The sequence below is a fragment of the Azospirillum endophyticum genome (assembly GCF_016595245.1).
Classification (GTDB): Bacteria; Pseudomonadota; Alphaproteobacteria; order Azospirillales; family Azospirillaceae; genus Azospirillum; species Azospirillum endophyticum.
In genome coordinates this window covers 264,968-288,789 of sequence record NZ_JAENHM010000044.1, presented here as the reverse complement: position 1 = coordinate 288,789, position 23,822 = coordinate 264,968, and the positions used below count along the sequence as shown (strand labels likewise).

Here is a 23,822-nt window from a genome sequence, read left to right as displayed (position 1 = left end):
CTTATCCGCCCGCCCCGCGGGGCCTTCCGACGGACCAGAGGAGGTGCAGCATGAAACGAACCCGATGGACCGGCCGGACGGTGGGCAGATGGGCGGCCGGCGGCGCCCTGGCCTGCCTTGTCGGCGTCGGCGCGATCCTGGGCTTTGCCCACCGCAGCGGCCTGCCCGCCAGTCCCCCGCCCAAGCCCGACGCCTTCCCGGCGGAGATGCTGACCCGCGGCGCGGCACTGGCCACCATCGGCGACTGCATCGTCTGCCACACCGCCGACGGGGGTGTTCCCTATGCCGGCGGCCGGGCGTTGGCGACGCCGTTCGGGACGCTCTATTCCACCAACATCACGCCCGACCCGGAGACCGGAATCGGCGGCTGGTCGAAGGAGGCCTTCAAGCGGGCCATGCGCGACGGGGTGTCGCGCGACGGCAGCCATCTGTATCCGGCATTGCCCTACGACCATTACCGCCAAGTGCATGACGGCGACCTGGACGCCATCTACGCCTTCCTGATGACCCGCCCGGCAGCCACCGCGCCGGCCAGGGAGAACGACCTGATCTTCCCGCTGGGCTTCCGTCCGCTGCTGGCCGGCTGGAAGCTGCTGTTCCTGCATCAGGAGGAGTTCACCCCGAGGCCGGACCGCGATTCGGAATGGAACCGCGGCGCCTATCTGGCCGAGGGACTTGGCCATTGCAGCAGTTGCCACAGTCCGCGCAACCTTGCTGGGGCCGAGGAGACGGGCGCCAGTGCCTATTCCGGCGGCTTGGCCGAGGGCTGGGTGGCGCCGGCGCTGAACGGCTCCAGCCCGGCGGCTGTGACCTGGACGAAAGAAAGCCTCTTCACCTACCTGCGCACCGGGGTGGACGGACATCATGGCGCCGCCGCCGGGCCGATGGGACCGGTGGTGCATGGCTTGTCGCGCGCTCCGGAAGCCGATGTCCGCGCTATCGCCAGCTATATCGCCTCGCTGTCGGCGGATCGGGCGGCGAAAGCGCCTGCCATGGCCGACCGTCCGGCGGAGGCCGCCAAGACGAATCCGGGCGGTGCCGCCCTGTTCGCCGGGGCCTGCGCCGGCTGCCACGACGGCGGCGCGCCGATGATGACCCAGGGCCGCCCCGGCCTGTCGACGGTGACCGCCCTGCGGCTCGACCAGCCGGACAATACGATCCGCGCCATCCTGCAAGGTATCCATGCGCCCACCGGTCCGGCCGGTCCGGCGATGCCGCCCTTCGCCGCCAGCCTGACCGACGCCCAGGTCGCCGATCTCGCCGCCTATCTGCGGTCCCGCTTCAGCGACCTCCCGGCCTGGACCTCGCTGGAAACCGCTGCCGCCACCGTGCGCAAGGAGGACTCCCAGCCATGAGCGTCACCATCACCGTCAACGGCGCCGACCATGCGCTGGACGTCGACCCTTCCACGCCATTGCTCTATGTGCTGCGCGACGATCTGGAGCTGAACGGGGCGAAATATGGCTGCGGGCTCGGCCAGTGCGGCGCCTGCACCGTGCAGATCGACGGCAAGCCCGCCTTCTCCTGCCTGACGCCGGTCGGCGCCGTCGCCGGCCGCCGCATCCGCACGGTGGAGGGGTTGGGCAGCGCCGGGGCGCCCGGCCTGTTGCAGCAGGCCTTCGAAAAGGAACAGGCCGCCCAGTGCGGCTACTGCATCGCCGGGATGATCATGCGGGCCCAGGCGCTGCTGGACCGGAACCCCGACCCCGACGACGCGCAGATCCGCGCCCATATGCAGACCAACCTCTGCCGTTGCGGCACCCACATGCGCATCCTGCGCGCCGTCCGCCGCGCCGTCGCCCTGCGCAAGGGCACCCAGTCGGCGCAGGAGGTGCGGCCATGAACCCGGTCCCGTCGATGCTCTCCCGCCGCAGCTTCCTGACCGGTGGCGCCCTGGTGGTCTCCTTCGCGCTTGCGCCTAAAGCCTTCGCCCAGCTTGCCGGTGGAGGCGAGGGCGGTGCCGGCCCCACCGTGGTGGCGCCCGACCTGAAGGGCAGCCTGAAATCGACGCCCTGGCTCGATGCCTGGATCCGCATCGACGCCGATGGCCGGGTCACCGTCTTCACCGGCAAGGTGGAACTGGGCCAGGGCATCCGCACCGCGCTGATCCAGGTCGCCGCGGAGGAACTGGACATCCCGCCCGCCGTCGTCACCCTGGTCACCGCCGACACCGAACGCACGCCGGACGAGGGGTTGACCGCCGGCAGCCACTCCATGCAGGACAGCGGCACGGCGATCCAGAACGCCGCCGCCAATGTCCGCATGCTGCTGGCCGCCGAAGCGGCGCGCGACTGGGGCGTGCCCGCCGAACAGGTGACCACCGGCGGCGACGGCAGGCTGCGCGCGCCGGATGGCCGGACGCTTTCCTACGGCGATGTCGCGGCGCGGCTGTCTCTGCATGTGCAGGCGGTGCCCGACGCGCCGCTCCGCAGGCCGTCCGACTACCGCACGCTGGGGCGGGAGCTGCCGCGGGTCGACATCCCGGCGAAGCTGACCGGTGGTGCCGCCTATCTGCACGACATGCGCCTGCCCGGCATGCTGCACGCCCGCGTCGTCCGCGGCCCCAGCGTCGGTACAAGCCTGAAATCGCCCGACCTCGACACCGTCGCCCGCATGCCGGGCGTGGTGAAGATCGTCCGGCAGGGCGGCTTCCTGGCGGTGGTGGCGGAGCGGCAATGGTCGGCGATCCAGGCGATGCGCCATCTGCAGCGCGCGGCTTACGAACGTGCCCCACAGCCGCCCCTGCCGGCGGACGGCGCCGGCGATGCCGTGGCCACGACGCTGAAAGCGCTGCCGGCGCGCGACATCGCGATCATGGACACCAGCGAGCCGGCGGGACCGGCGGTCTGCACCGTCAAGGCGCGCTACACCCGCCCCTGGATCAGCCACGGCTCCATCGGTCCGTCCTGCGCCATCGCCCAGTATCTGGACGGGACGATGACGGTCTGGACCCACAGCCAGGGCACTTTCGATGTCCGCCGCGTGGTCGTGGAACTGCTCGGCCTGCCACCGGAGAAGGTCCACGCCATCCATGCCGAGGGCGCTGGCTGCTACGGCCAGAACGGCGCCGACGACGTGGCGGCCGACGCGGCGGTGATCGCCAAGGCCGTGCCCGGCCGGCCGATCCGCCTGCAATGGATGCGCGAGCAGGAGTTCGGCTGGGAGCCGCTCGGCCCCGGCATGATGACCGAGCTGGAGGCGGCACTGGGCGCCGACAACCGCATCGTGTCGTGGACCCATGCGGTCTGGAGCAACCCGCACAACAACCGCCCGGTCGGGGCCGGCGGCGTGCTGGCCGGCAACGAGGCCGACCCGCCCTTCCCCGTCCCCGAAGGCAAGCCGATCCCGATGCCGGAGGGCGACGGCAGCCGCAACTCCAACCCCCTCTACAACTTCGCCAACACCCATGTCGTCTATCATTTCCTCAAGGACATGCCGGCACGCGTCTCCGCCCTGCGCTCGCTGGGCGCGCATCTGAACGTCTTCTCCATCGAGAGCATGCTGGACGAACTGGCCACCGCGGCGGGGATCGATCCGCTGGCGATCCGCCTCGACCATATGCGGGATGAGCGGGCGCGCGAGGTCATGCAGGCGGCCGCCGACCGTTTCGGCTGGGCGAAACGCCCCAGGGGCGACGGCCGGCGCGGCTGCGGCATGGCCTTCGCCCGCTACAAGAATCTGGGCGCCTACTGCGCGGTGGCGATGGAGGTGGAGGTCGACCGCGAGACCGGCCGCACGCTGGTCCGCCGGGCGGTCGCCGCAGTGGATTGCGGCCAGCCCGCCAACCCCGACGGCGTGCGCAACCAGATCGAGGGCGCCCTGGTGCAGTCGCTCAGCTGGACCAGCCGGGAAGCGGTGCGCTTCGTCGCCGACCGCCGTGCCAGCTTCGATTGGAGCAGCTATCCGATCCTGCGCTTCGACGATGTGCCGGGATCGGTCGAGGTGGTGGTGATGGACCGCCCTGGCGCGCCCTTCCTCGGCACCGCCGAGGCCGGGCAGGGACCGACGGCCGCCGCCCTGGCGAATGCCATCGCCGACGCCACCGGCGTGCGCCTGCGCGACATGCCGCTCAGCCCGGACCGGCTCAAGGCCGCGATCGGGCCGGTATAAGGGGGAAAGGGTCATGAAGCCTTTGCGTGTGAGGATCGTCGGCGGTTCCGTCGGCGGCCTGTTCGCCGCCGCCCTGCTGCGGCAGGACGGGCAGGACGTCCGCCTGTACGAACGCTCCCGCGGCGGGCTGGCCGGCCGGGGCGCCGGGCTGGTCGGGCAGCGCGACCTGTTCGCCCTGCTGCGCGCGGTGGGCTGCGAGCATGTGGCCCAGGTCGGCGTCGTCGCCCGCGAGCGCATCTTCCTCGACCGCGCCGGCGAAATCCGGCAGCGGCAGGCGACGCCGCAGATGCAGATCTCCTGGGACCATCTGTACGCCACGATGCGGAGCAAGGTGCCGGACGACGCCTACGCCCTGGGACGCGCCGTCCTGGCGGTCGAGCAGGGCCCCGCATCCACCAGCCTGCAATTCGACGACGGCAGCCGGGAGGAGGCCGATCTGGTCATCGGCGCCGACGGGCTGGGCTCCATCGTCCGCTGCGCGGTGGTGGGGAAGCACTCTGCCAACGACTATGCCGGCTATGTCGCCTGGCGCGGGCTGGTGCCAGAACGCGAACTGCCGGCGGAGTCCGCCATCCTGCTCGACCGCTTCGCCTTCTACGACATGCCGCAATCGCACACGCTGGGTTATCTGGTCACCGGTCCGGCGGCGGAGACCGCGGTCGGGGCGCGCCGCTACAACTGGGTCTGGTACAGGCGGGTGGAGGCGGACGAGCTGCCGGCGCTGCTGACCGACGCCGAGGGACGGCTGCACCCCCATTCGCTGGCACCGGGACAGGTACCGGAGGAACTGGCCGCAAGGCTGCGGCAGGATGCGGCGGACCGGTTGCCGCCCCCCTTCGCGGCTGCCGTCGCGGCAGAGCCGCGGCCCTTCCTGCAGGCCATCTTCGATTACGAAGTTCCGGCCATGACGCGCGGCCGGGTGGCCCTGCTGGGGGATGCCGCCTTCGTGGTCCGTCCCCATACGGCGATGGGGGTTGCCAAGGCGGCGGGGGACGCGATGGCGCTCGCCCGGCAGCTGTCGGCTCACCAGGGCATCGAAGCCGCCCTGCAAGCCTACAATGAAGAGCGCCACCCTGTCGGCGCGGCTGTCGCCGCCTACGGGCGCCGGCTGGGCGCGATGATGGAGTGAGCAACACTCGTCCCGGACTGCCGCGCAACCGTGGAAGCCTCCCGAACGAGGATATGATCGGCCGCCGCCAGCAGCCGGGGCTCCCCACCGGTGCCGTCTTCAATGCTCACGTTCAGAATCGAGAGTTATGAGCCTGTTTGCTCAGGCTGCGCCGCCGGCACATAGCCCTGATCGACCCGCCGAGACGCCTCGCGCGAAGGGGGTGCCATCAGCGACGGGCCGAGCGCGCAGATGGCCGCTTCGACCCGCCACCAGGAAGCAGATGGAAGGGCGGTGAAATCCACCTGTGGTGCAAGCAATTTGGGGGACGCCTGGAGAAACCTGCGGACTCTATGGTTTTGCAGGTTTTTCGAGCCTACCCATGTGTGGGCGGAGTTCGGAAAACCTGCATAGGGTCGACAACGGCAAGGTCCGGCACGGACGTCCCGATAAGGCTGGTTGCGCCGAGGAGGAGCAAGCGCATGTCTTGAGAATTCATGCGCCTGCTTTCGGGAAGTGAGGGCGCAATGCGGTCGCGACAATGCGATCGAGGAGCCAGTCCGGCAGGACGCGGGCCAGAAAGGTGACCAACGCGGCATCCCGGCCGACGGTGTAGCGCGTACGCGGGCTACGTGCCATCACGGCCTTGGCGATGACTTCGGCCACGGCCTCCGCGGTTTGGCTCCATTCGATAGCGGAAGCGGTCTGCGCGGCGACGGCGTGCATCAACCCGTCGTAGCGTCGACCTTGTTCGGGTGTCATGGTTGCGGCCAGCTCGCGCGCTATGGTGCTTGCCCGCCCGAGCATGTCCGTGCGCACGCCGCCCGGCTCGACCACGATCACCCGGACGCCGGACGGGGCGATCTCGCGCCGCAAGGCGTCGCTGACCGCTTCGAGCGCGAACTTTGTGCCTGCGTAGGGACCGTAGGTGGCCATGGCGACCTTGCCGCCCACGGAGCTGATGTTGACCACGCGCCCTTTGCTGCGGACCAGGGCGGGCAGGAGGGCTTGGGTCATGGCGACGTGACCGAAGAGGTTGACCTCGAACAGACGCCGCCAGGCATCGAGCGGATAGACCTCGACCGGGACGTTGACCGGGATACCGGCGTTGTTGACCAGCGCTCGCACCGCCCGGCCACGCGGGTCGCCGTAAACCCGATCCGCCAGCGTTTGGATGTGGTTCGGATCGGTGATATCGAGCATCACCGGCTCGATACCCGGTTCCCGCATTGCATCGGCGTCTTGGTTGCGCCGAACGCCTGCGAGGACATGAAATCCCAGCCGGGCCAGTTCGCGGGCCGTGGCGGCACCGATGCCTGAGGATGCGCCTGTGACGATCGCCAACTCTTCGGGGTGAGGCGACATTGTCATTCGTGCACGGTTTCCTTGAATGAAAAAAGAGTGAAGCGCGAGACGAGGAGTTGTATCCGCTGCTCAAGCACCTTCGGTGAAGGCTGGTCCGCAAACAGCCCGTCCAACGCGAGCAGGAAAACCTCGGCGCTCATGTCATCTTCGAGGATGGCGGCAATGCACTCATGGACGAGCTTGCGGTAGAGCGCCTCGTTCTCAGGATCGATCCGCGCACAGACATCCAGAAACTCGCCGCCCATGGGCGTGCCAACCGTCTCAACCCAGGGGTCAAGAGCCATGAGACGGCACACGCCCATTAAGCGTTCGCAGGGGCTGCCAGGTCCCTCCGCTATCTGCTTTGCGGTAGGGTGTCGCGAGACGAGCCAATCTGCAAAGACGGCCTGAAAAATCGCCTCTTTGTCGCGGAAAGCTCGATAGAGCAATGTCCGCGAGAGGTTGGCACGTTTGGCGATGTCATCGAAAGTCGTTTTCATAAAGCCGAAATTCAGGAAGCACCAGCGCGCGGCGGCGAGAACCGTCGCACGTCGCTTGGCGGTATCGTCATCTGTCATCGGCCTTGGCATGATGACGTTCTGACAGAAAGCGCATATTCTGTCAATACGTCCGCGCGTGTCGACGGCCGGCCAGATACCGTTGCTGTGGTGCAAGGCAGGGCGGCGTTTGTGCACTGCCGAAACCTCTTGACCGCAGACCTGTCCGGCTTGATTTTAGATCATATGATCTAAAATAGGGACGGGAGGCGGAAGCGATGGCTCGGCCGCGGAAGTTCGACGAGACGGCGGTGCTGGACGCGGCGGTGGACCGCTTCTGGAGCCAAGGCTATGAAGCGACCTCCACCCGCGAGCTGGCGGAAAGCATGCAGATGACGCTCGCCAGCATCCACAACGCCTTCGGCGACAAGCGGGCGCTGTACCGCCGCTCGCTGGAGCATTACCTCGACGGTTCGCTGCGCGCCCGCATCGCCCGGCACGAGGCGGCCCCCTCCCCGGCCGCTGCCATCGCCGGCTTCCTGCGGGAAAGCATCGAGCGTTCGCTGGGCGACGGCTGCCGACGCGGTTGCCTGCTGGTCAATTCCGCGCTGGAAGTCACGCCGGCCGACCCGGACATGCGCGACTATCTGAACGCGGAACTGACGACCATCGAGGACTTCTTCCGCCGCTGCATCGTCAAGGGGCGGCGGAGCGGCGAGATCCCCGACGGTATCGACGCCGACGACGCGGCCCGCCTGCTCTTCTCCAGTCTGCTTGGCATTCGCGTGCTGGCCCGCGTCCGTCCCGAGCGCAGCCTGCTGGAAGGGGCGGCCCGCGCCGCCCTGGCCAGCCTGGGCTTGCCGCCGATGCCGGATTCCTGACCGCCGCCTCCCTCCGACCCCCCACTCCCAGTCTTCCCGGCAACCGGGCGGGCCGCAGATGCGGCGCCGTCAACAGGGACGCATGACCATGAGCACGACTTCCGCAACCAAGGTGACGAGCCGTCCGAAAGACCGTCTCGACAGGGCCGCCTGGATGGCGACGATTGCCGGCATGTCGGGCAGTCTCGTCGCCATCGGCCTGGCACGCTTCGCCTATTCGCCGCTGGTTCCGTCGCTGATCGAGGCGCATTGGTTCTCCGCCGGTGACGCCGTGACGCTGGGGGCGGCCAATTTCGCCGGCTATCTGGCGGGCGCCCTGCTCGGCCGGCCGCTGGCCGGGCTGCTGCCCAACCGGGCGCTGCTGCGGCTGCTGATGCTGGCGGCGTCCCTCGCCTTCATCGCCTGCGCCTATCCGCTGTCGCTGTCCTGGTTCTTCGGCTGGCGTTTCGTCTCGGGCCTCGCCGGGGGCGCCATCATGGTGCTGGTTGCGACCAGCATCCTGCCCCACATTCCGGCGTCGCGGCGCGGCTTCGTCAGCGGGATGATCTTCCTCGGCATCGGGCTGGGCATCGCCGCGTCGGGCACCGCCGTGCCGGCGCTGATGCGGCTGGGACTGCATGAGACATGGCTGGGGCTGGGCGGTCTGTCGCTGCTGCTGACCGCGCTGTCCTGGTTCGGCTGGCCGGCCTCGGCGCCGCCGCAGGGCATCGCCGCCCCGGCGGTCGAGCATGCCCCGAAGCATGAAGGGGGCGTCCTGCGCGCGCTCTACGCCGAGTATGCGCTGAACGCCCTGGGTCTGGTGCCGGTGATGCTGCTGCTGGTCGACTACGTCGCCCGTGGCCTGCAGCATGGCGCGGACATCGGCGCGCTCTATTGGGTCCTTTACGGCGTGGCGTCGGTGGCCGGGCCGGTCGCCGCCGGATCGCTGGCCGACCGGGTCGGCTATGCCGTGGCCTACCGGATCGGCCTGCTGCTCCAGGCGGTCGCCGTCGGCGCGCTGGCGGTCAGCGGCAACCCGCTGGTGGTCGGGGCCGCGACAGTGGTCATCGGCGCCCTGACGCCGGGCGTGGTTCCCCTGGTGCTGGGCCGCATCCACGAACTGCTGCCGCACAGCCAGACCGAACAGCGCGCGGCCTGGAGCCGGGCCACCACCGCCTTCGCCCTGTTCCAGGCGCTGGGCGGCTACGGATACTCCTATCTCTTCACCCATAGCGGCCAGAGCTATGCCGTCGTCTTCCTGTGCGGCACCGTCGCCCTGGCGGTCGCCCTGGGCGCCGACATCCTGGCCAACGCCCGGCGACGGCATCATGCCGGCAAGCCTCAGGCCGGGAAGCCGGTCGCCGCCGCCATCCGCTCCTGAAACACCTCCTGCAACAGCGCCAGGAAAGCGCGCACCGCCGGGTTGGTCCGTCGGCTTTCCGGCCAGAGCGCCGTGATGTTGTGCCGCTCGACGGCGAAGTCCGACAGGATGGGGACCAGTTCGCCGCGCGCCACATAAGGGGCGGTGAGGAAGGTCGCGGCGATGCCGATGCCGCCGCCGCTCGCCAGGGCCGCTACCAGCGCGTCGCTCACGTCGACGACGACGCCGGATGGCGGCACGATCTCCACGATCCGGTCGCCGATCCGGAAGGGCCAGCGCAGGGTCTGGCCCGTGCTCTGGTAGCGGAGGCTGACGGTGTCGTGTCCCTCCAGCGCGTCCGGATGGGCCGGCGTGCCGCGCTCGGCCAGATAGGCCGGCGAGGCGAAGCAGCAGAGCCGGTGCGGCGCCAGCCGGCGTGACAGCAGCCGTGAATCCGCCAGTTCGCCGATGCGCACGGCGACGTCGATCCCCTCCTCGACGAGGTCGACCATCCGGTCGTTCAGGCGCAGATCGACCGTCACCTTGGGATGGAGCCGGCGGAAGGCCGGCAAGGCCGGCGCGATCACATGGACGCCCATTGGCAGGGGGGCCGCGACGCGCAGGATGCCGGACGGTTCCGAGCGGGCAGCCATCGCCGCCTGCTCGATCTCCTCCGCATCGCGCAGCAGCCGCAGCGCCCGGTCATGCAGCTCGCGGCCCTCGGCTGTCAGGGTCAAGGATCGGGTCGTGCGGGTGAACAGCGAAACGCCCAGCCGCTGTTCGAGCCGCTGCACGCTCTTGCTGACGGCGGACGGCGAGATCGACAGGGATTGGGCGGCGGCGGCGAAGCTGCCCAGCGAGCCGGCACGCGCGAAGGCGATCAGCCCGGTCAGGCGGTCGAGGACGATTCGTTCCTTCATGGCACTATTGAAGCGTCATCAAGGCCGATTATCAACCCTATCCCGCGACTCATATGCTCCTCCGATACCGATGTGCTCACGAGGAGAGGATGATGGGCGAGATGATGAAGGCGGTCCGGCTGCATGGCTTCGGCGGGCCGGAGGTTCTGGTCTACGAGGATGCGCCGAAACCCGAACCGAAACCCGGCGAGGCCCTGATCCGCGTCCAGGCGGTCGGCCTCAACCCTCCCGACTGGTATCTGCGCGACGGCTACCGGATGCTTCCGCCGGACTGGCGGCCACAGGTATCCTTTCCCGTCATCCTGGGGACGGACGTGTCCGGCATCGTCGAGGCGGTCGCCGACGATGTCGATGCGGTCGCCGTCGGCGACGAGGTCTATGCGATGGTCCGCTTCCCTGCGGGACTCGCCGGGGAGGGCCAAGCCTATGCCCAGTATGTGAGCGCGCCGGTCACGGACATCGGGCGCAAGCCGGCCGGAATCGACCATGTGCAGGCCGCAGCGGCTCCGATGTCGCTGCTCACCGCTTGGCAGTTCCTGGTCGATCTCGGCCATGACGAACCGAACCCGCTCCAACCGGACCGGCATCGGCCGGTGCCGCTCGCCGGCAGGATTGTGCTGGTCAACGGCGCCGCGGGCGGCGTCGGGCATCTGGCCCTGCAGCTTGCGAAATGGAAGGGCGCGCATGTCGTCGCCGTCGCGTCCGGCCGGCACGAAGCGCTTCTGCGCGACCTCGGCGCCGACGAGGTCATCGACTACACGAAGAGCAAACCCGAGGACGTCGTGCGCGGGGCCGATCTCGTCGTCGATGCGGTCGGCGGCCCGGCCAGCGCCCGTTTCCTGCCGACGCTGAAGCGCGGCGGCGCGCTGTTCCCGATCTTTCCGCTGGGCTTCGACGCCGCTGCCGAGGCGAAGGAACTGGGCATCACCGTCTCGGCGACGCAGGTCCGCTCGGACGGCGCGCAGCTGACGGAGATCGGCCGGCTCCTCGACGACGGCACCATCCGCATCGTCATCGACAGCCGCTTTCCGCTGGCGGAGGCCCGCCAGGCCCACGAGCGCGCTGCCAAGGGCCATATCCAGGGCAAGATCGTGCTCACCGCCGGATGATCACACCGGCCTCTCATCCGGCCGCGCGGAACGGGGCGAACCAGCCCAGCCCGTCCAGCGTGGCGGCGCGCGGCCGGTATTCGCAGCCGACGAAGCCGCCATAGCCCAGCCGGTCGAGTTCGCCGAACAGGAAGGGCCAGTTCAGCTCCTCCCCGTCCGGTTCGTTGCGCGAGGGTACGGAGGCGATCTGCACATGGGCGGTCAGCGGCAGCAGCCGGCGCAGCGCCATGGTCACGTCGCCATGGAGGATCTGCCGGTGATAGAGGTCGAACTGGAGCCGGACATTGGGCAGCCCGGCCTCGGCGATCAGCCGCTCGGCGATGCCGAAATCCCTCAGGAAATAGCCCGGCATGTCGCGGCCGTTGATCGGCTCCAGAAGCAGGTCTAGTCCGCGCCCGGCCAGGGCTTCCCCGGCGTGGCGAACAGCGCGCCGGTAGGCGTCGAGCGCCGCCGGGTCGGCGGGGTCGGCCAGCCCGGCCATCATATGCAGCCGGCGGCAGCCCGTCGCCTCGGCATAGTCCAGCGCCCTGGTCACCGTGGCGCGGAACTCGTCGAACCGGTCCGGCAGGGCGGCCAGGCCGCGCTCGCCGGCTGCCCAGTCGCCGGGCGGCATGTTGAACAGCGCCTGGGTCAGGCCGTTGCGCTCCAGCCGCCCCGCCACCGCGTCCGGCGCGTGGTCGTAGGGGAAGAGATATTCGACCACCCGGAAGCCGGCATCGGCGGCGGCGTCGAAGCGGTCGAGGAACGGCCACTCCGTGAACATCATCGTCAGGTTGGCGGCAAAGGCGGGCATGGCGGCGGCAAGCTCCGTGAAGATGTCGGCGGTTTCGGGAGCACGCAGTATCCGGCAGCGTCATCCCGCCCGCCAGCCCCGCGTGGGAGCCCGGCTCGGCAAAGATTCGTCAAGCCGCGCGGATATTCGCCAGGAAGCTCTCGACGTTCGAGCGAAGTGATTCCGACTGTTGCGACAATTCTTGCGCCGCACCAAGGACCTGGGCAGCAGCGGCGCCGGTCTGGCCGGTTGCCTCCATCACCTGCTGGATGTTGCGGGAAACCTCCTGGGTCCCGGCTGCGGCTTCGGTCACGTTGCGCGTGATCTCGCCGGTCGCGGCATTCTGCTCCTCCACTGCGGAAGCGATGACCGTGGTGATCTCGTTCATCTGCCGGATCATGCCGGAATTTACGCGGATCACCTCGACCACCCCGCCGGTCGCAGCCTGGATCGCGGCGATCTGGCCGGCGATCTCGTCGATGGCCCGGGCGGTCTGACCGGCCAGATGCTTCACCTCGGAGGCGACGACGGCGAAGCCCTTGCCATGCTCGCCGGCGCGGGCGGCCTCTATCGTGGCGTTCAGGGCCAGCAGATTGGTCTGCGCGGCGATGCTGGAGATCAGCGCCACCACGTCGCTGATCTTCTGGGCGGCCTCCGCCAGCTGACGCACCGTGGCGTCGGTGCTCTCGGCCTGCGCGACCGCTTCGCCGGCAATGGCGGAGGACCGCGTGACCTGCCGTGCGATTTCCTGCAGCGAGGCCGCCATCTCCTCGGCGGCGGTGGCGACCGTCTGCACATTGGCGGAGGTCTGCTCCGCCGCACCGGCCGACGTGGTCGACTGGCGGCTGGTGTGTTCCGCGGTGGCGGTCATCGACCGGGCGGTGCTGTCCAGTTCGGTCGAGGCTGCGGCCACGGTGCGCAGGATGACGGCGACGGTGTCGTCGAACTCCGTCACCAGCCGGTCCACCGTGGCGACCCGGACCTGCTTGCGCTGTTGTTCTTCCCGCTGTTCCGCCTCCAGGCGCCGCGCCGTCATCGCATTCTCCTTGAATACCGTCACCGCGGCGGCCATGGCGCCGATCTCGTCCTTCCGGCCGGCGCCGGGAATGGCGACGTCCAGCCTGCCGGCAGCGAGGTCCCGCATCGTGCCGGTCATGGCGATGACCGGTCGGGCGATCGCGCGGCTGATCAGGCCGGCGCATGTCAATCCCGCCAGCAGGCCGCCGACCGACAGCAGCAGGATCGTCGCCTCGGCGCCGTCGATGTCCGCCTGGGTCGACTGGCGGATCCGATCCGTTTGCGCCAGGGCGCCCCGGCTGATCGCTTCGGTCTCTTCCGTGACGATGGTGCCGGCCTGCGTCATCTCGCCGTTGATCAGGGCGGTGATGGTATGGCTGAGATCCATCGCCCGGGCGAAGCCGGTGCGATACCGCGACAGCGTGGCCTGGAAGTCACCGATCTTGGCCGCATAGGGCCGATCTCCGGCGGTCATCGCCAGTCTGGAAAGAACCTCTCCGAGCGCGGTGAAGGCTTCATCGGCCTTCCTGGCTGAATCGTCGTCGTGCCGCGCCAGCATCTTGTTGGCGGACAGCCGGCCGAGCATCAGCAGCTCCATGCTTTCCCAGGCATGGGCGACCGAAGCGGCGTCGCCGGCTTCCGCCGCCTCGCCGCGGATCCGCTCCAGATCGGTGCGGGCTTGCAGCCCCAGCGGATCCAGGGTGTCCGCCACCAGGTTCATCAACTCATGCTGCATCGGTGCGACGCGCTGAAAGCCGTCGACATAGAGGCCGACGTGTTCCTTCGCGCGGCCGAGCCTGGATTTCAGGTCGGGATCACGGACGAGCCCATCGGCTTTTTCCAAACTGCCGCGCAGTTTTGCGATCGTGCGGCGTGCCGTTTCTTCGCGGCTGGCGCTGCCGCTCAATGCGAACTCGCGCACGGCACCGCGCATCGCCAGCACTTCGATCTCGATGTTGGAAGCGGCATCCATGACCGAAACACGGTGTGCATAGTTTCCAAATTGATCCGAAACTTCGGTGAAGGTTAAATAGCTCCGCCCTGCAAGTCCACACAGGATAAGAAGCACGGCGCCGAAACCGATGGCGATCTTTCGACCAATTTTTATGTTTGAAAATAACCCGCCCGTATGGGCGGAAGCTGCGAGGTTGGTCATGTCATCCCCTCAATGACTGTGCAGAAATCTCCCAGTCCTATTTGCAGCAAATGTGCCATCCAATCGTCGTCGCATGGCCGGCTGGGGGGGTGTGATGGTATGGACGACCGGAAGCTACAATTCCGTGCTGCAACCGTGCTGGCGGAGGTTTTCGTCAGGAGCCTCATTAAATAAAAGAGAGTCTGGTGATGCGGCGGGGTTTCTATAAAGTAAAAATATATCATGAACTTTGCTTGAAAATATGAATATTCGGGAATGCTGTTGGGTTATATGTCGATCGGCAAGTGCTATTGAGATGATGTATTCTGGTAGTTTATTATCTGATCTAATCAAAGCAGTTGTTAAGTCACCAAAGTCATTGGCGATTTGACGTTGCCGTCATGCAGTTTGCGACCGAATGGCAATTTGGCAATGGCTTGCCGTGCACCGCAAGATGCGGCGATGAGTCCCGCATTGCTGTCCTGTCGCAGCGGTGCCTTGGCGGGCGACGAAGGGGCGGCGATAAGGGGGATCATGCGAAGCGCCGACGCGAGGGGAATACGCTGAGCAGGGCCTGGGCAGCGGTTCAAGCGGCGGCAGGAGAGGCAGCGAAATCATGGAAACGGAGAGTGGCCGATGACGATGTCGACGATGCTGAACGCGGTGCTGACCGGCAGGGCGGTTCCGTTCGGACGCCCCGACGGCGTCAGCGCCATCGACAAGCGGCCGGTGGGTGATGCGGTCGCCATCGGCACTCTGGGAATGGCGGGCGACGAGCAGGGCGACCGCCGCAATCATGGCGGACCGGACAAGGCAGTCCATCACTACCCCTTCGACCATTACGCGGCATGGCGCGACGAGTTGCCCTCCCCTGCTCCGTTGCTGGAATCCGCCGGCGCCTTCGGCGAGAATCTGTCGACCACGGGCCTGACCGAGGAGGAGGTCTGCGTCGGCGACATCTTCCGGGTCGGCACCGCGATCCTGCAGGTCAGCCAGGGGCGCCAGCCCTGCTGGAAGCTGAACCACCGCTTCGGCGTGACGGACATGGCGCGGCGGGTGCAGTCCACCGGCAGGACCGGCTGGTATTACCGGGTGCTGGAGCCGGGCATCGCCGCCGTCGGCGACGACATCACCCTGATCGACCGTCCCCTGCCCGACTGGCCGCTGTCGCGCATCCTCCGCGCCTTCTACCACGACACCGGCGACCTCCCGACGCTGGCGGGGATCGCGGGGCTGGAACCGCTGGCGCCCGGCTGGCGCACCCTGGCCCGCCGCCGGGTGGAGAGCGGCAAGGTGGAGGATTGGACCGGCCGCCTCGGCGATTGAGCCGCCGTCGGACGGTCTCCGCGGTCGTTCGGATTTCCGAACGCCCCAGAGGGCGCGCATTCGGAAATCCGAACGACCGCGGCTCTCACCAGCAATCATATCCAGAAAGATCAAGTGTTTGGACTGCGACGTCCTGCCAGCCGCGCGCTGGCATGGCGGTTGCTCTTTGTCGGTTGCGTCCCGCGCAGACGGGACGGTCACAACCAAGGGAGCGAAACGTCCGATGTCAGCCACAACGCGCACCGAACACGACCTGCTGGGCAACCGCGAGGTCCCGGCCGACGCCTATTACGGCGTCCACACCCTGCGCGCTGTCGAGAATTTCCCGATCACCGGCACGCCGATTTCCCACTACCCCGATCTGGTCCATGCCCTGGTCGAGATCAAGATGGCAGCATCCCGTGCCAACCATGAACTGGGCCTGCTGGACGCCGGGCGGGCGGATGCCATCGCCGCCGCCTGCCGCGAGATCCGCGCCGGCAGGCTCCTCGACCAGTTCGTCGTCGACGTGATCCAGGGCGGCGCCGGCACCTCGACCAACATGAACGTCAACGAGGTGATCGCCAACCGGGCGCTGGAGATCCTGGGACACGGCCGCGGCGACTACGCCCGCCTGCACCCCAACGAGCACGTCAACATGAGCCAGTCGACCAACGACGTCTATCCGACGGCGCTGAAGCTGGCGACCTATACAGGCATCTTCCGGCTGGTGGAGGCGATGGGCCATCTGCGCGCCGCCTTCCAGCGCAAGGCCGACGAGTTCGCCGACATCCTGAAGATGGGCCGCACCCAGCTGCAGGACGCGGTGCCGATGACGCTGGGCCAGGAATTCTCCACCTACGCCGTCATGCTGGGCGAGGACCAGGAGCGGCTGAAGGAGGCCGCTCTGCTGATCCGCGAGATCAACCTGGGCGCCACCGCCATCGGCACCGGCATCAACGCCCATCCCGACTACGCCCCGCTGGTCTGCCGCCATCTGGCCGAGATCAGCGGCGTGCCGGTGGTCACCGCCCCCAACCTGGTCGAGGCGACGCAGGATTGCGGCAGCTTCGTCCAGCTGTCGGGCGTGCTGAAGCGGGTGGCGGTGAAGCTGTCCAAGACCTGCAACGACCTGCGGCTGCTGTCCAGCGGTCCGCGCGCCGGCTTCGGCGAGATCAACCTGCCGGCGCGTCAAGCCGGCTCGTCGATCATGCCGGGCAAGGTCAACCCGGTGATCCCCGAGGTGGTCAACCAGATCGCCTTCGAGGTGATCGGCAACGACATGACCGTCACCTTCGCCGCCGAGGCCGGACAGCTCCAGCTGAACGCCTTCGAACCGATCATCGCCCACAGCCTGTTCAAGAGCATCACCCACCTGCGCCAGGGCTGCCTGGTGCTGGCCGACCGCTGCGTCGACGGCATCACCGCCAACCGCGAGCATCTGGAAGCCGGCGTGCGCAACTCGATCGGCATCGTCACCGCGCTGAACCCCTACATCGGCTACGCCAACGCCAGCGAGGTGGCCGCCGAGGCCCACCGCACCGGCAGGGGCGTGGCCGAGCTGGTGGAGGCGCGCGGCCTGATGACCGCCGCTGCCCTGGCCGAAGTGCTGCGGCCGGACGTGCTGACCCGGCCGCGGCTGCTGGCGACCGCCGGCTGACCCCTTCTGTCGCCCGGCCCCGTTTCCGGCTCCAAAAGAGCCAGGGGGCCGGTTCCCATCGACCGCAACCCGGCCGGCGCGTGAGGCGGGCGGGACAAGGTGAGGTATCAGGACCATGAACAAACAGACGACGCTGATCATCGTCGCCATGCTGCTGGGCATCGTCACCGGCTATGTCTGCAACACCCTGTTCGACGCGGCCGCGGCCAAGGAGATCGCCGGCTATTTCGCGATGGTGACGGACATCTTCCTGCGCCTGATCAAGATGATCATCGCGCCGCTGATCTTCGCCACCCTGGTCGCCGGCATGGCCGGCATGGGCGACGCCCGCACCGTCGGCCGTATCGGCGGCAAGGCGGTCGGCTGGTTCCTGATGGCGTCCTTCGCGTCGCTGTTCATCGGGCTGATCTTCGCCAACCTGCTGCATCCCGGCGCCAATGTCGGCGTGCCGCTGCCCGACGTGGCGGCCAGCGCCGGGCTGAAGACCTCCGCCCTGAACCTGAAGGATTTCCTGACCCACGTCTTCCCGCGCAACTTCTTCGAGGCGATGGCAAACAACGAGATCCTGCAGATCCTGATCTTCTCGGTCTTCATCGGGCTGGCCATCGGCCAGCTGCGCGACACCAAGGCCGGCCTGCTCGCCCGCTCGATCGAAGAGGTCGTGCCGGTGATGCTGAAGGTCACCGACTATGTCATGCGCTTCGCCCCCATCGGCGTCTTCGCCGCCGTCGCCAACGTGGTGACCACCCAGGGGCTGGGCGTGCTGCTGGTCTACGGCAAGTTCATGGGCAGCTTCTACGTGGCGCTGGCGGTGCTGTGGGGGGTGCTGGTCTTCGCCGGCTTCGTCGTGCTGAAGGGCGACGTGTTCCGCGTGGTCAAGGCGATGCGCCAGCCGATGCTGCTGGGCTTCTCCACCGCCTCCAGCGAATCCGCCTATCCCCGCGTGATGGAGGAGCTGAAGGCGCTCGGCGTGCGCGAGCGGGTGATCGGCTTCGTGCTGCCGCTCGGCTATTCCTTCAACCTCGACGGCTCGATGATCTACACGGCCTTCGCGTCGCTGTTCATCGCCCAGGCCTACGGCATCCCGCTGACGCTGGAACAGCAGATCGTCATGCTGCTGGTTCTGATGGTGTCGAGCAAGGGCATCGCCGGCGTTCCGCGTTCCTCGCTGGTCGTCGTGGCCGCCGTGCTGCCGATGTTCCACCTGCCGGAGGCCGGCGTGCTGCTGATCATGGGCATCGACCACTTCCTCGACATGGGCCGCACCGCCACCAACGTGCTGGGCAACGGCATCGCCACCACGGTGGTCGCCAAGTGGGAGAACGCCATCGGCGTGGAAGAAGACGAGCAGGAAGAGGCCGGCGCCCTCCCCGCTCCGGCCGCCGCCGAGTAACGGGCGGGCATTCCGGCGGACCGGTCCGGAAGACGGGCGGGCAATGGGACGGGGGCTTCTGCTATGATGCGGCGCTCCCTTTCCCTGCCCGCCTTTTTCATGCCCGTTGCCAGACGTCTCCGCACCATCGGCCTTCTGCTGCCGGCGCTCGCCGGGTTGGCCCTGCTCGCCGGCATCATCGGCTTCCGCGTCAGCGAGGGGATGGGACTCGCCGACCTGCGGGAGACCGGGCGCCATCGGCTCGACCTCTACGCCGAGAGCCTGGAGCGCGAGATCGACAAATACGCCTATTTCCCGGCGACGCTGGGGCTGGAGCGCGACGTCCTCGACCTCGTCGCTGGGCGGGCGCCGCTGGCCTGGGGGCTGAACCGCTACCTGGAACGGCTGAACGAGCGGGCCGGCACCCTGTCGATCTATGTGCTGAACCGCCAGGGCCGGGTGCTGGCCGCCAGCAACTGGAACCGCCCCGACAGTTTCATCGGCGAGGATCTGTCCTACCGCCCCTATTTCATCGAGGCCGCCGCAGGCCGCCAGGGCCGCTTCTTCGGCGTCGGCACCACGCGGGGAGAGGCCGGCTACTACCTGTCCTCGCCGCTGGCGGAGGATGGCGCCATCGTCGGTGTCGCGGTGGTGAAGGTCAGCCTGGAGCAGCTGGAGCAATCCTGGTCGACGGTGGAGGCGCCGGTCCTGGTCGCCGACGAGAACGGCGTGGTCATCCTGGCTTCCGTCCCTTCCTGGAAATTCACCACCCTGCGGCCGATGGACGAGCCGACGCGCCGGCATTTCGACCAGACCCTGCAATACAACGCCCGCCCGCTGGCACCGCTCGGCCTGATGCCGCAGGACCGGATCGCCGCCGACGCCGAACTGGTGCGGCTCTCCCGCCCGGCCGAAGGGCAGCTGGAGGAGACGGTCTTCCCGGTGTCCGGCGGTTTCCTGGCCCAGACCGCGCCGCTGCACGGCACCGGCTGGGCGATGACCGTGCTGTCGCCGGCCGATCAGGTGACCGGCATGGCCTGGGCCCAGGCCGCGCTGGCCGCGGTCGGCAGCGCCTTCCTCGGCATCCTGCTGCTGATGTGGATGCAGCGCCGCCGACACCTGCGCGAGCTGGAACGCAAGGTGGAGGAGCGCACCCGCAACCTGCGCGCCGCCCAGGACGAGCTGGTCCATGCCGGCAAGCTGGCGGTGATCGGCCAACTTTCCGCCGGGCTGGCGCATGAACTGAACCAGCCGCTGGCGGCCCTGCGCACCCTGTCCGGCAATACGGTCAAGTTCCTCCAGCGCGGCAATCTCGACGCCGCGCAGGGCAATCTGGAGCGCATCGCCCATCTGGTGGACGCCATGGGCGCCCTGACCAGCCAGCTGAAATCCTTCGCCCGCAAATCCTCCGGCGCCCCCCGCCCGGTGGCGGTGCGTCGGCCGATCGACAATGCGCTGTTCCTGCTCGACCAGCGGCTGCGTCGCTCCGGCGTCGCCGTGCAGGTCGATGTGCCGGAGGACATCGCGGCGCTCTGCGACCCCAACCGGCTGGAGCAGGTGGTGGTCAATCTGGTCGCCAACGGGCTGGACGCCCTGGCCGGACGCGAGGGCAGCCAGGGGGGCGGCAGGTTGACGCTCACCGCCGCCACCGGTTCCGGGGATGGCCGGGTCCGCATCCAGGTGGCCGACAATGGCCCCGGCCTGCCTGCCGACGTGCTTCCCCGCCTGTTCGAACCCTTCTTCACCACCAAGGAAACGGCGAAGGAGGGCAGCGGCGGTCTCGGCTTGGGGCTTGCCATCTCGGCCGGGATCGTGCGTGACTTCGGCGGCGCCCTGACTGGGGCGAACGGTGCGGATGGCGGAGCGGTCTTCACCATCGACCTGCCCGCCGCCACCCTGCCCATCGACCCGACCGCCGTCCAGGCCGGAGACTTCATATGCCCGACCCTGCCGTCTCCGCCCTGACGCTTCCGCCCCTGAAGGTCCTCATCGTCGAGGATGACCCCAACGTCAGCCTCGGCTGCCAGCAGGCGCTGGAACTGGAGGACATCCCGACCGAGGCGGTGGACAGCGCCGAGAAGGCGCGGCGGCTGGTGGCGGAGGGGTTCCCCGGCGTGGTCGTCACCGACATCCGCCTGCCGGGCATGGACGGCATGGCGCTGCTGGCCGGGCTGCTCGCCACCGACCCCGACCTGCCGGTGGTGCTGATGACCGGCCATGGCGACGTGGCGATGGCGGTGCAGGCGATGAAGCTGGGCGCCCACGACTTCATCGAGAAGCCCTTCTCCCCCGACTATCTGGTCGAAGTGGTGCGCCGTGCCCTGGAAAAGCGGCGGCTGACGCTGGAGGTGCGCGACCTGCGCGCGCGGCTGCAGAACCGCGACAGCATCGAGGCGCGGCTGGTCGGCGGATCACCGCAGATGGCGCGGGTGCGCCGGCTGATCGGCGACCTCGCCAGCTCCGCCGCCGATGTGCTGATCCATGGCGAGACCGGCTCCGGCAAGGAACTGGCGGCACGCTGCCTGCACGAGGCCAGCCCGCGCCGCGCCGGCAACTTCGTCGCCATCAACTGCGGCGGCCTGCCGGACAGCCTGATCGACAGCGAGATCTTCGGCCACGAGGCCGGTTCCTTCACCGGCGCCGGCAAGCGGCGCGTCGGCAAGGTGGAGCATGCCAGTGGCGGCACCCTGTTCCTCGACGAGATCGAGAGCATGCCGATGCCGGTGCAGATCAAGTTCCTGCGCGTGCTTCAGGAACGCACGCTGGAACGGCTGGGCTCCAACACGCCGGTTCCCGTCGATTGCCGGGTGATCGCGGCGACCAAGGTGGACTTGCGCGAACTGGCCGACCGCGGGCAGTTCCGCGCCGACCTCTATTACCGGCTGAACGTCGCCAACCTGCCCCTGCCGCCCCTGCGCGACCGGCGCGAGGATATCCCGCTGCTGTTCGAACAGTTCACGCTCCAGGCCGCCGCCCGCCATGGCCGCCCGGTCCCGCCGCCGGATGCCGAGCGCATGCGCCGCCTGATGGCCTATGGCTGGCCGGGCAACGTGCGCGAGCTGCACAATGTCGCCGACCGCTGCGTGCTGGGCATCGAGCAGGGCTTTCCCCCCTTCGCCAGTGCCCAGCCGGCCGCGGGACGGCCGCTGGCCGACGCCGTGGAGGCCTTCGAGCGGGCGCTGATCGCCGACACCCTGCGCCGCACTGGCCACAGCCTCGCCCGCGCCGCGGAAGAATTGCAGATCGCCAAGACGACGCTGCACGACAAGATCAGGAAATATGGGCTGTCGTGAAGGGGCTGTGTTCAGGGAGTGTGGCTTTCTTCCGGGGTCGTTCTGAACGCTGGAGGAATGGTATCGACAGCCCAATTGGGAAGACCCGAAGCGAGTTTACTCACCCGATCCATCTCCCGTTTCAGCAGCAGGCGCCGCCGCCCACCGGAGTTGTCGAAGACCCAGGAGCGGTGGGCGATGGTCAGGGCATCCGCCAACGCCGCCATGCTACGACCATAGCGACGGAGAATGGCCTCCTTCGGCACGTCATGACCTCCCAGGAGAACGCGTGTCCGCACGCGCGCGGCGGAAATCGCAACATTGCCGATGCCCACGAAAATAACGTTGACCTTGTAGCCGGCTTTCCGTGCTCGACGCATCAACGCCAGTTCGCTCCTGCCGGTCAGCGTCGTTTCCATGGCAAAGGTTTCATTCCGGAGCAGGTATCCTTCGCGAAGCTCCAATGCAATACGGCCGGCTCTCATATGGGCCGTCATGCTATTCACATCGACCGGATCAAGATCGCGTGCAATGTCGTCCGCATTTACAAAGGGAATCCTGCCGATGATGTATCGGCGGGCAATCGTAGACTTGCCGGCGCCGTTCGGACCTGCAAGCACCCAAAGTTGCGGCTGGATCATTCCACGAGCGCTGAAACCAAAAGCTCATCGCCTGTCGAGAAATCGACGAGCTCCTTTCGTCCGTCCGGATATTCCTTGATGACGAAACCCGATGGCGTGTCGTCACGGGTATAATAGACCGGGACACCGGCACGGAGCACGCGTCGCATTTCCGCCCCATCATCCTGTTCAAGCTGGGATTCGAACAAATGCTCCTGTTCGGGTGTCAGTCCGCCCAGCATTCCGGGTGTCAGATCCATCGATCGGGTATCCACGCCAGTCTTTCATGCGCATGGAACAGTAGAACGGCGCCGTAGGAGAGCAAAGGATATTGTGATCGGGGTTTGCGCCCCCCTTTGGTAGGAGGGCGCAGGACCGGTCAGGCGGCGGTGTCGAGATGCGCGCCGTCGGTGCCATGGCCGTGCATCTGCCCAGGACCATTGTCGAGATGCAGCGACTGGACGGTGTCGACGAACCCGTCGACCGCCGCGACCACGCCGGGGGCGGTGGTGACGGCGCTGTCGGCAGCGGCGTAGTGGTTCAGGAAATGCTGCCAGAGGGCGCTGCCGGCCTCGGCCGCACCCTGACCGCCGGCGGCATCCGTCGGGCTTGCGCTGCCGGAGCCGTCATGCTGTGCGATCAGGCGGTCGTGCCAGTGCTGCGTGTCGCCGGGCTTGGCGTCTGCCGCCGGCGTGGAGGCGGTGCCGCTTGCGGCCGTATCGGTCGTCCCATGATCGCCGGAGGCATCGGTCGAATGTTCCTGGTGCAGCACGGCGCGGACCTGCTGCAGGACCCCCTGGACGGTGGCGGTGGTTTCGCCGGTGGCGTCGGCCAGAATCTTCACCAACGGACCGGCCGGCGGCTGATGCGTGGTGGAATCGGCGGTCTTGTCGGAGTCCGTATGCGCGGCCTCCGTGTTGGTGGTCGCGGTGTCCGTCGCCAGCTTTTCCGACGTCGTGCTGCCGGCCGTATCCCCTTTTGCTTCGGCGATGGCGTGTTCGACCGCGACATAGGCGGCCTTCAACTCGGCGACGGCGCCGTCGGACAGCGTCGAAGCGCCATGCCGGGCGGTTCCGGTGGTAACGTCCTGGGTTTCCTGATGCAGAGGCTGGTGGGTCCGGACCTCGGCAACTGCGCTATCGGTGGTCGTGACGGAGGTGGTCGGGGCGGTGACGGCCTTGGACATCACGGACTTAAGCGAATCAGTGGCGAAGTTGGTAGCCATAGGAAGTCTCCAAGCATTTCAGCCGATGGCCATCCGGGGATGACACGCCAGTGTCCTCGGCGCATCCGGATGGCCTCCAGCTCTCGTCTGCAGTCCTCGCCGGACCGCGCCGAGACGATAGAGGCGGATTTCGCGC

General features: G+C 68.1%; 20 protein-coding genes. 12 read left to right on the top strand and 8 right to left on the bottom strand.

Going from position 1 to position 23,822, the window contains the following annotated elements; all coding sequences use genetic code 11:
* The first annotated feature begins 50 nt into the window (after positions 1 to 50).
* The 4 genes from JHL17_RS14645 to JHL17_RS14630 are packed head-to-tail and all read left to right on the top strand — an operon-like array spanning position 51 to position 5,239.
* Positions 51 to 1,355 carry a c-type cytochrome gene (locus JHL17_RS14645; RefSeq protein WP_200194218.1) on the top strand — a complete coding sequence of 435 codons (1,305 nt, stop codon included), beginning with the start codon at positions 51 to 53 and terminating at the stop codon, positions 1,353 to 1,355.
* Positions 1,352 to 1,843, top strand: a complete 492-nt coding sequence (locus JHL17_RS14640; protein WP_200194217.1) for a (2Fe-2S)-binding protein — start codon at positions 1,352 to 1,354, stop codon at positions 1,841 to 1,843. Before JHL17_RS14645 ends, JHL17_RS14640 begins: the two co-directional genes overlap by 4 nt.
* Positions 1,840 to 4,110, top strand: a complete 2,271-nt coding sequence (locus tag JHL17_RS14635; protein ID WP_200194216.1) for a xanthine dehydrogenase family protein molybdopterin-binding subunit — start codon at positions 1,840 to 1,842, stop codon at positions 4,108 to 4,110. The genes JHL17_RS14640 and JHL17_RS14635 overlap by 4 nt, the downstream gene beginning before the upstream one ends.
* Positions 4,111 to 4,123: 13 nt before the next feature.
* The gene (locus JHL17_RS14630) at positions 4,124 to 5,239 is read left to right on the top strand and encodes an FAD binding domain-containing protein (RefSeq protein ID WP_200194215.1); all 1,116 of its coding nucleotides are present in this window, start codon (positions 4,124 to 4,126) and stop codon (positions 5,237 to 5,239) included.
* A 474-nt stretch (positions 5,240 to 5,713) separates the two neighbouring features.
* On the opposite strand, the gene JHL17_RS14625 is transcribed toward JHL17_RS14630, so the two are convergent.
* On the bottom strand, positions 5,714 to 6,589 hold the full coding sequence (locus JHL17_RS14625) for an SDR family oxidoreductase (protein ID WP_200194214.1): 876 nt from the start codon (positions 6,587 to 6,589) through the stop codon (positions 5,714 to 5,716).
* Positions 6,586 to 7,257, bottom strand: coding sequence for a TetR family transcriptional regulator (locus JHL17_RS14620; protein ID WP_200194212.1), 672 nt, complete (start codon positions 7,255 to 7,257; stop codon positions 6,586 to 6,588). Before JHL17_RS14620 ends, JHL17_RS14625 begins: the two co-directional genes overlap by 4 nt.
* An 80-nt stretch (positions 7,258 to 7,337) precedes the next feature.
* Between JHL17_RS14620 and JHL17_RS14615 the strand changes: the two genes are divergently transcribed.
* Positions 7,338 to 7,940: a TetR/AcrR family transcriptional regulator gene (locus JHL17_RS14615; protein ID WP_200194211.1), complete on the top strand. Its 603-nt coding sequence runs from the start codon at positions 7,338 to 7,340 to the stop codon at positions 7,938 to 7,940.
* A gap of 88 nt (positions 7,941 to 8,028) precedes the next feature.
* Positions 8,029 to 9,300 (top strand): YbfB/YjiJ family MFS transporter, encoded by a 1,272-nt coding sequence (locus JHL17_RS14610; protein ID WP_200194210.1) that lies wholly within the window; start codon positions 8,029 to 8,031, stop codon positions 9,298 to 9,300.
* Here the strand turns inward: JHL17_RS14610 and JHL17_RS14605 are convergent.
* Positions 9,261 to 10,199 (bottom strand): LysR family transcriptional regulator, encoded by a 939-nt coding sequence (locus JHL17_RS14605; RefSeq protein ID WP_200194209.1) that lies wholly within the window; start codon positions 10,197 to 10,199, stop codon positions 9,261 to 9,263. The genes JHL17_RS14610 and JHL17_RS14605 overlap by 40 nt on opposite strands.
* A gap of 89 nt (positions 10,200 to 10,288) precedes the next feature.
* Here JHL17_RS14605 and JHL17_RS14600 point away from each other — a divergent pair, with 89 nt between their 5' ends.
* Positions 10,289 to 11,308: an NADP-dependent oxidoreductase gene (locus JHL17_RS14600; protein WP_200194208.1), complete on the top strand. Its 1,020-nt coding sequence runs from the start codon at positions 10,289 to 10,291 to the stop codon at positions 11,306 to 11,308.
* A gap of 13 nt (positions 11,309 to 11,321) precedes the next feature.
* Here the strand turns inward: JHL17_RS14600 and otnI are convergent, their stop codons facing one another.
* Together otnI and JHL17_RS14590 are read right to left on the bottom strand one after the other, a co-directional pair.
* Positions 11,322 to 12,101 (bottom strand): 2-oxo-tetronate isomerase, encoded by a 780-nt coding sequence (gene otnI / locus JHL17_RS14595; RefSeq protein ID WP_200194207.1) that lies wholly within the window; start codon positions 12,099 to 12,101, stop codon positions 11,322 to 11,324.
* 109 nt (positions 12,102 to 12,210) lie between these two features.
* Positions 12,211 to 14,253 (bottom strand): HAMP domain-containing methyl-accepting chemotaxis protein, encoded by a 2,043-nt coding sequence (locus tag JHL17_RS14590; protein WP_200194206.1) that lies wholly within the window; start codon positions 14,251 to 14,253, stop codon positions 12,211 to 12,213.
* Positions 14,254 to 14,868: 615 nt separating this feature from the next.
* On the opposite strand from JHL17_RS14590, the gene JHL17_RS14585 reads away from it, so the two are divergent.
* From JHL17_RS14585 to JHL17_RS14565, 5 genes are all read left to right on the top strand, one after another.
* Positions 14,869 to 15,558: an MOSC domain-containing protein gene (locus JHL17_RS14585; RefSeq protein WP_200194205.1), complete on the top strand. Its 690-nt coding sequence runs from the start codon at positions 14,869 to 14,871 to the stop codon at positions 15,556 to 15,558.
* A gap of 223 nt (positions 15,559 to 15,781) precedes the next feature.
* Entirely contained in the window at positions 15,782 to 17,197 is a 1,416-nt protein-coding gene (aspA, locus tag JHL17_RS14580; protein WP_200194204.1) for an aspartate ammonia-lyase, read from the top strand.
* 115 nt (positions 17,198 to 17,312) lie between these two features.
* Entirely contained in the window at positions 17,313 to 18,590 is a 1,278-nt protein-coding gene (locus JHL17_RS14575) for a dicarboxylate/amino acid:cation symporter (RefSeq protein WP_200194203.1), read from the top strand.
* A 99-nt stretch (positions 18,591 to 18,689) separates the two neighbouring features.
* Complete coding sequence (locus JHL17_RS14570; protein ID WP_247893537.1) at positions 18,690 to 20,534, top strand: sensor histidine kinase; 1,845 nt, start codon at positions 18,690 to 18,692, stop codon at positions 20,532 to 20,534.
* The gene (locus JHL17_RS14565) at positions 20,507 to 21,862 is read left to right on the top strand and encodes a sigma-54-dependent transcriptional regulator (protein ID WP_200194202.1); all 1,356 of its coding nucleotides are present in this window, start codon (positions 20,507 to 20,509) and stop codon (positions 21,860 to 21,862) included. Before JHL17_RS14570 ends, JHL17_RS14565 begins: the two co-directional genes overlap by 28 nt.
* A gap of 11 nt (positions 21,863 to 21,873) precedes the next feature.
* Here the strand turns inward: JHL17_RS14565 and JHL17_RS14560 are convergent, their stop codons facing one another.
* From JHL17_RS14560 to JHL17_RS14550, 3 genes are all read right to left on the bottom strand, one after another.
* Positions 21,874 to 22,482 (bottom strand): ATPase, encoded by a 609-nt coding sequence (locus tag JHL17_RS14560; protein ID WP_200194201.1) that lies wholly within the window; start codon positions 22,480 to 22,482, stop codon positions 21,874 to 21,876.
* The gene (locus JHL17_RS14555; protein WP_200194200.1) at positions 22,479 to 22,721 is read right to left on the bottom strand and encodes a hypothetical protein; all 243 of its coding nucleotides are present in this window, start codon (positions 22,719 to 22,721) and stop codon (positions 22,479 to 22,481) included. Before JHL17_RS14555 ends, JHL17_RS14560 begins: the two co-directional genes overlap by 4 nt.
* A 119-nt stretch (positions 22,722 to 22,840) precedes the next feature.
* Positions 22,841 to 23,647 carry a hypothetical protein gene (locus tag JHL17_RS14550; RefSeq protein ID WP_200194199.1) on the bottom strand — a complete coding sequence of 269 codons (807 nt, stop codon included), beginning with the start codon at positions 23,645 to 23,647 and terminating at the stop codon, positions 22,841 to 22,843.
* Between the last annotated feature and the right edge of the window lie 175 nt (positions 23,648 to 23,822).

Excerpts from the sequence above, each read along its gene's own strand:
- JHL17_RS14615 (WP_200194211.1), top strand. The coding sequence starts at position 7,338 with ATGGCTCGGCCGCGGAAGTTCGACGAGACGGCGGTGCTGGACGCGGCG.
- JHL17_RS14635 (WP_200194216.1), top strand. The coding sequence starts at position 1,840 with ATGAACCCGGTCCCGTCGATGCTCTCCCGCCGCAGCTTCCTGACCGGT.
- JHL17_RS14550 (WP_200194199.1), bottom strand. The coding sequence starts at position 23,647 with ATGTCCAAGGCCGTCACCGCCCCGACCACCTCCGTCACGACCACCGAT.
- JHL17_RS14560 (WP_200194201.1), bottom strand. The coding sequence starts at position 22,482 with ATGATCCAGCCGCAACTTTGGGTGCTTGCAGGTCCGAACGGCGCCGGC.
- JHL17_RS14600 (WP_200194208.1), top strand. The coding sequence starts at position 10,289 with ATGATGGGCGAGATGATGAAGGCGGTCCGGCTGCATGGCTTCGGCGGG.
- JHL17_RS14630 (WP_200194215.1), top strand. The coding sequence starts at position 4,124 with ATGAAGCCTTTGCGTGTGAGGATCGTCGGCGGTTCCGTCGGCGGCCTG.
- JHL17_RS14570 (WP_247893537.1), top strand. The coding sequence starts at position 18,690 with ATGCCCGTTGCCAGACGTCTCCGCACCATCGGCCTTCTGCTGCCGGCG.
- aspA (WP_200194204.1), top strand. The coding sequence starts at position 15,782 with ATGTCAGCCACAACGCGCACCGAACACGACCTGCTGGGCAACCGCGAG.
- JHL17_RS14625 (WP_200194214.1), bottom strand. The coding sequence starts at position 6,589 with ATGACAATGTCGCCTCACCCCGAAGAGTTGGCGATCGTCACAGGCGCA.
- JHL17_RS14555 (WP_200194200.1), bottom strand. The coding sequence starts at position 22,721 with ATGGATCTGACACCCGGAATGCTGGGCGGACTGACACCCGAACAGGAG.
- JHL17_RS14605 (WP_200194209.1), bottom strand. The coding sequence starts at position 10,199 with ATGAAGGAACGAATCGTCCTCGACCGCCTGACCGGGCTGATCGCCTTC.
- JHL17_RS14565 (WP_200194202.1), top strand. The coding sequence starts at position 20,507 with ATGCCCGACCCTGCCGTCTCCGCCCTGACGCTTCCGCCCCTGAAGGTC.
- JHL17_RS14645 (WP_200194218.1), top strand. The coding sequence starts at position 51 with ATGAAACGAACCCGATGGACCGGCCGGACGGTGGGCAGATGGGCGGCC.
- JHL17_RS14640 (WP_200194217.1), top strand. The coding sequence starts at position 1,352 with ATGAGCGTCACCATCACCGTCAACGGCGCCGACCATGCGCTGGACGTC.
- JHL17_RS14575 (WP_200194203.1), top strand. The coding sequence starts at position 17,313 with ATGAACAAACAGACGACGCTGATCATCGTCGCCATGCTGCTGGGCATC.
- JHL17_RS14610 (WP_200194210.1), top strand. The coding sequence starts at position 8,029 with ATGAGCACGACTTCCGCAACCAAGGTGACGAGCCGTCCGAAAGACCGT.
- JHL17_RS14590 (WP_200194206.1), bottom strand. The coding sequence starts at position 14,253 with ATGACCAACCTCGCAGCTTCCGCCCATACGGGCGGGTTATTTTCAAAC.
- JHL17_RS14585 (WP_200194205.1), top strand. The coding sequence starts at position 14,869 with ATGACGATGTCGACGATGCTGAACGCGGTGCTGACCGGCAGGGCGGTT.
- otnI (WP_200194207.1), bottom strand. The coding sequence starts at position 12,101 with ATGCCCGCCTTTGCCGCCAACCTGACGATGATGTTCACGGAGTGGCCG.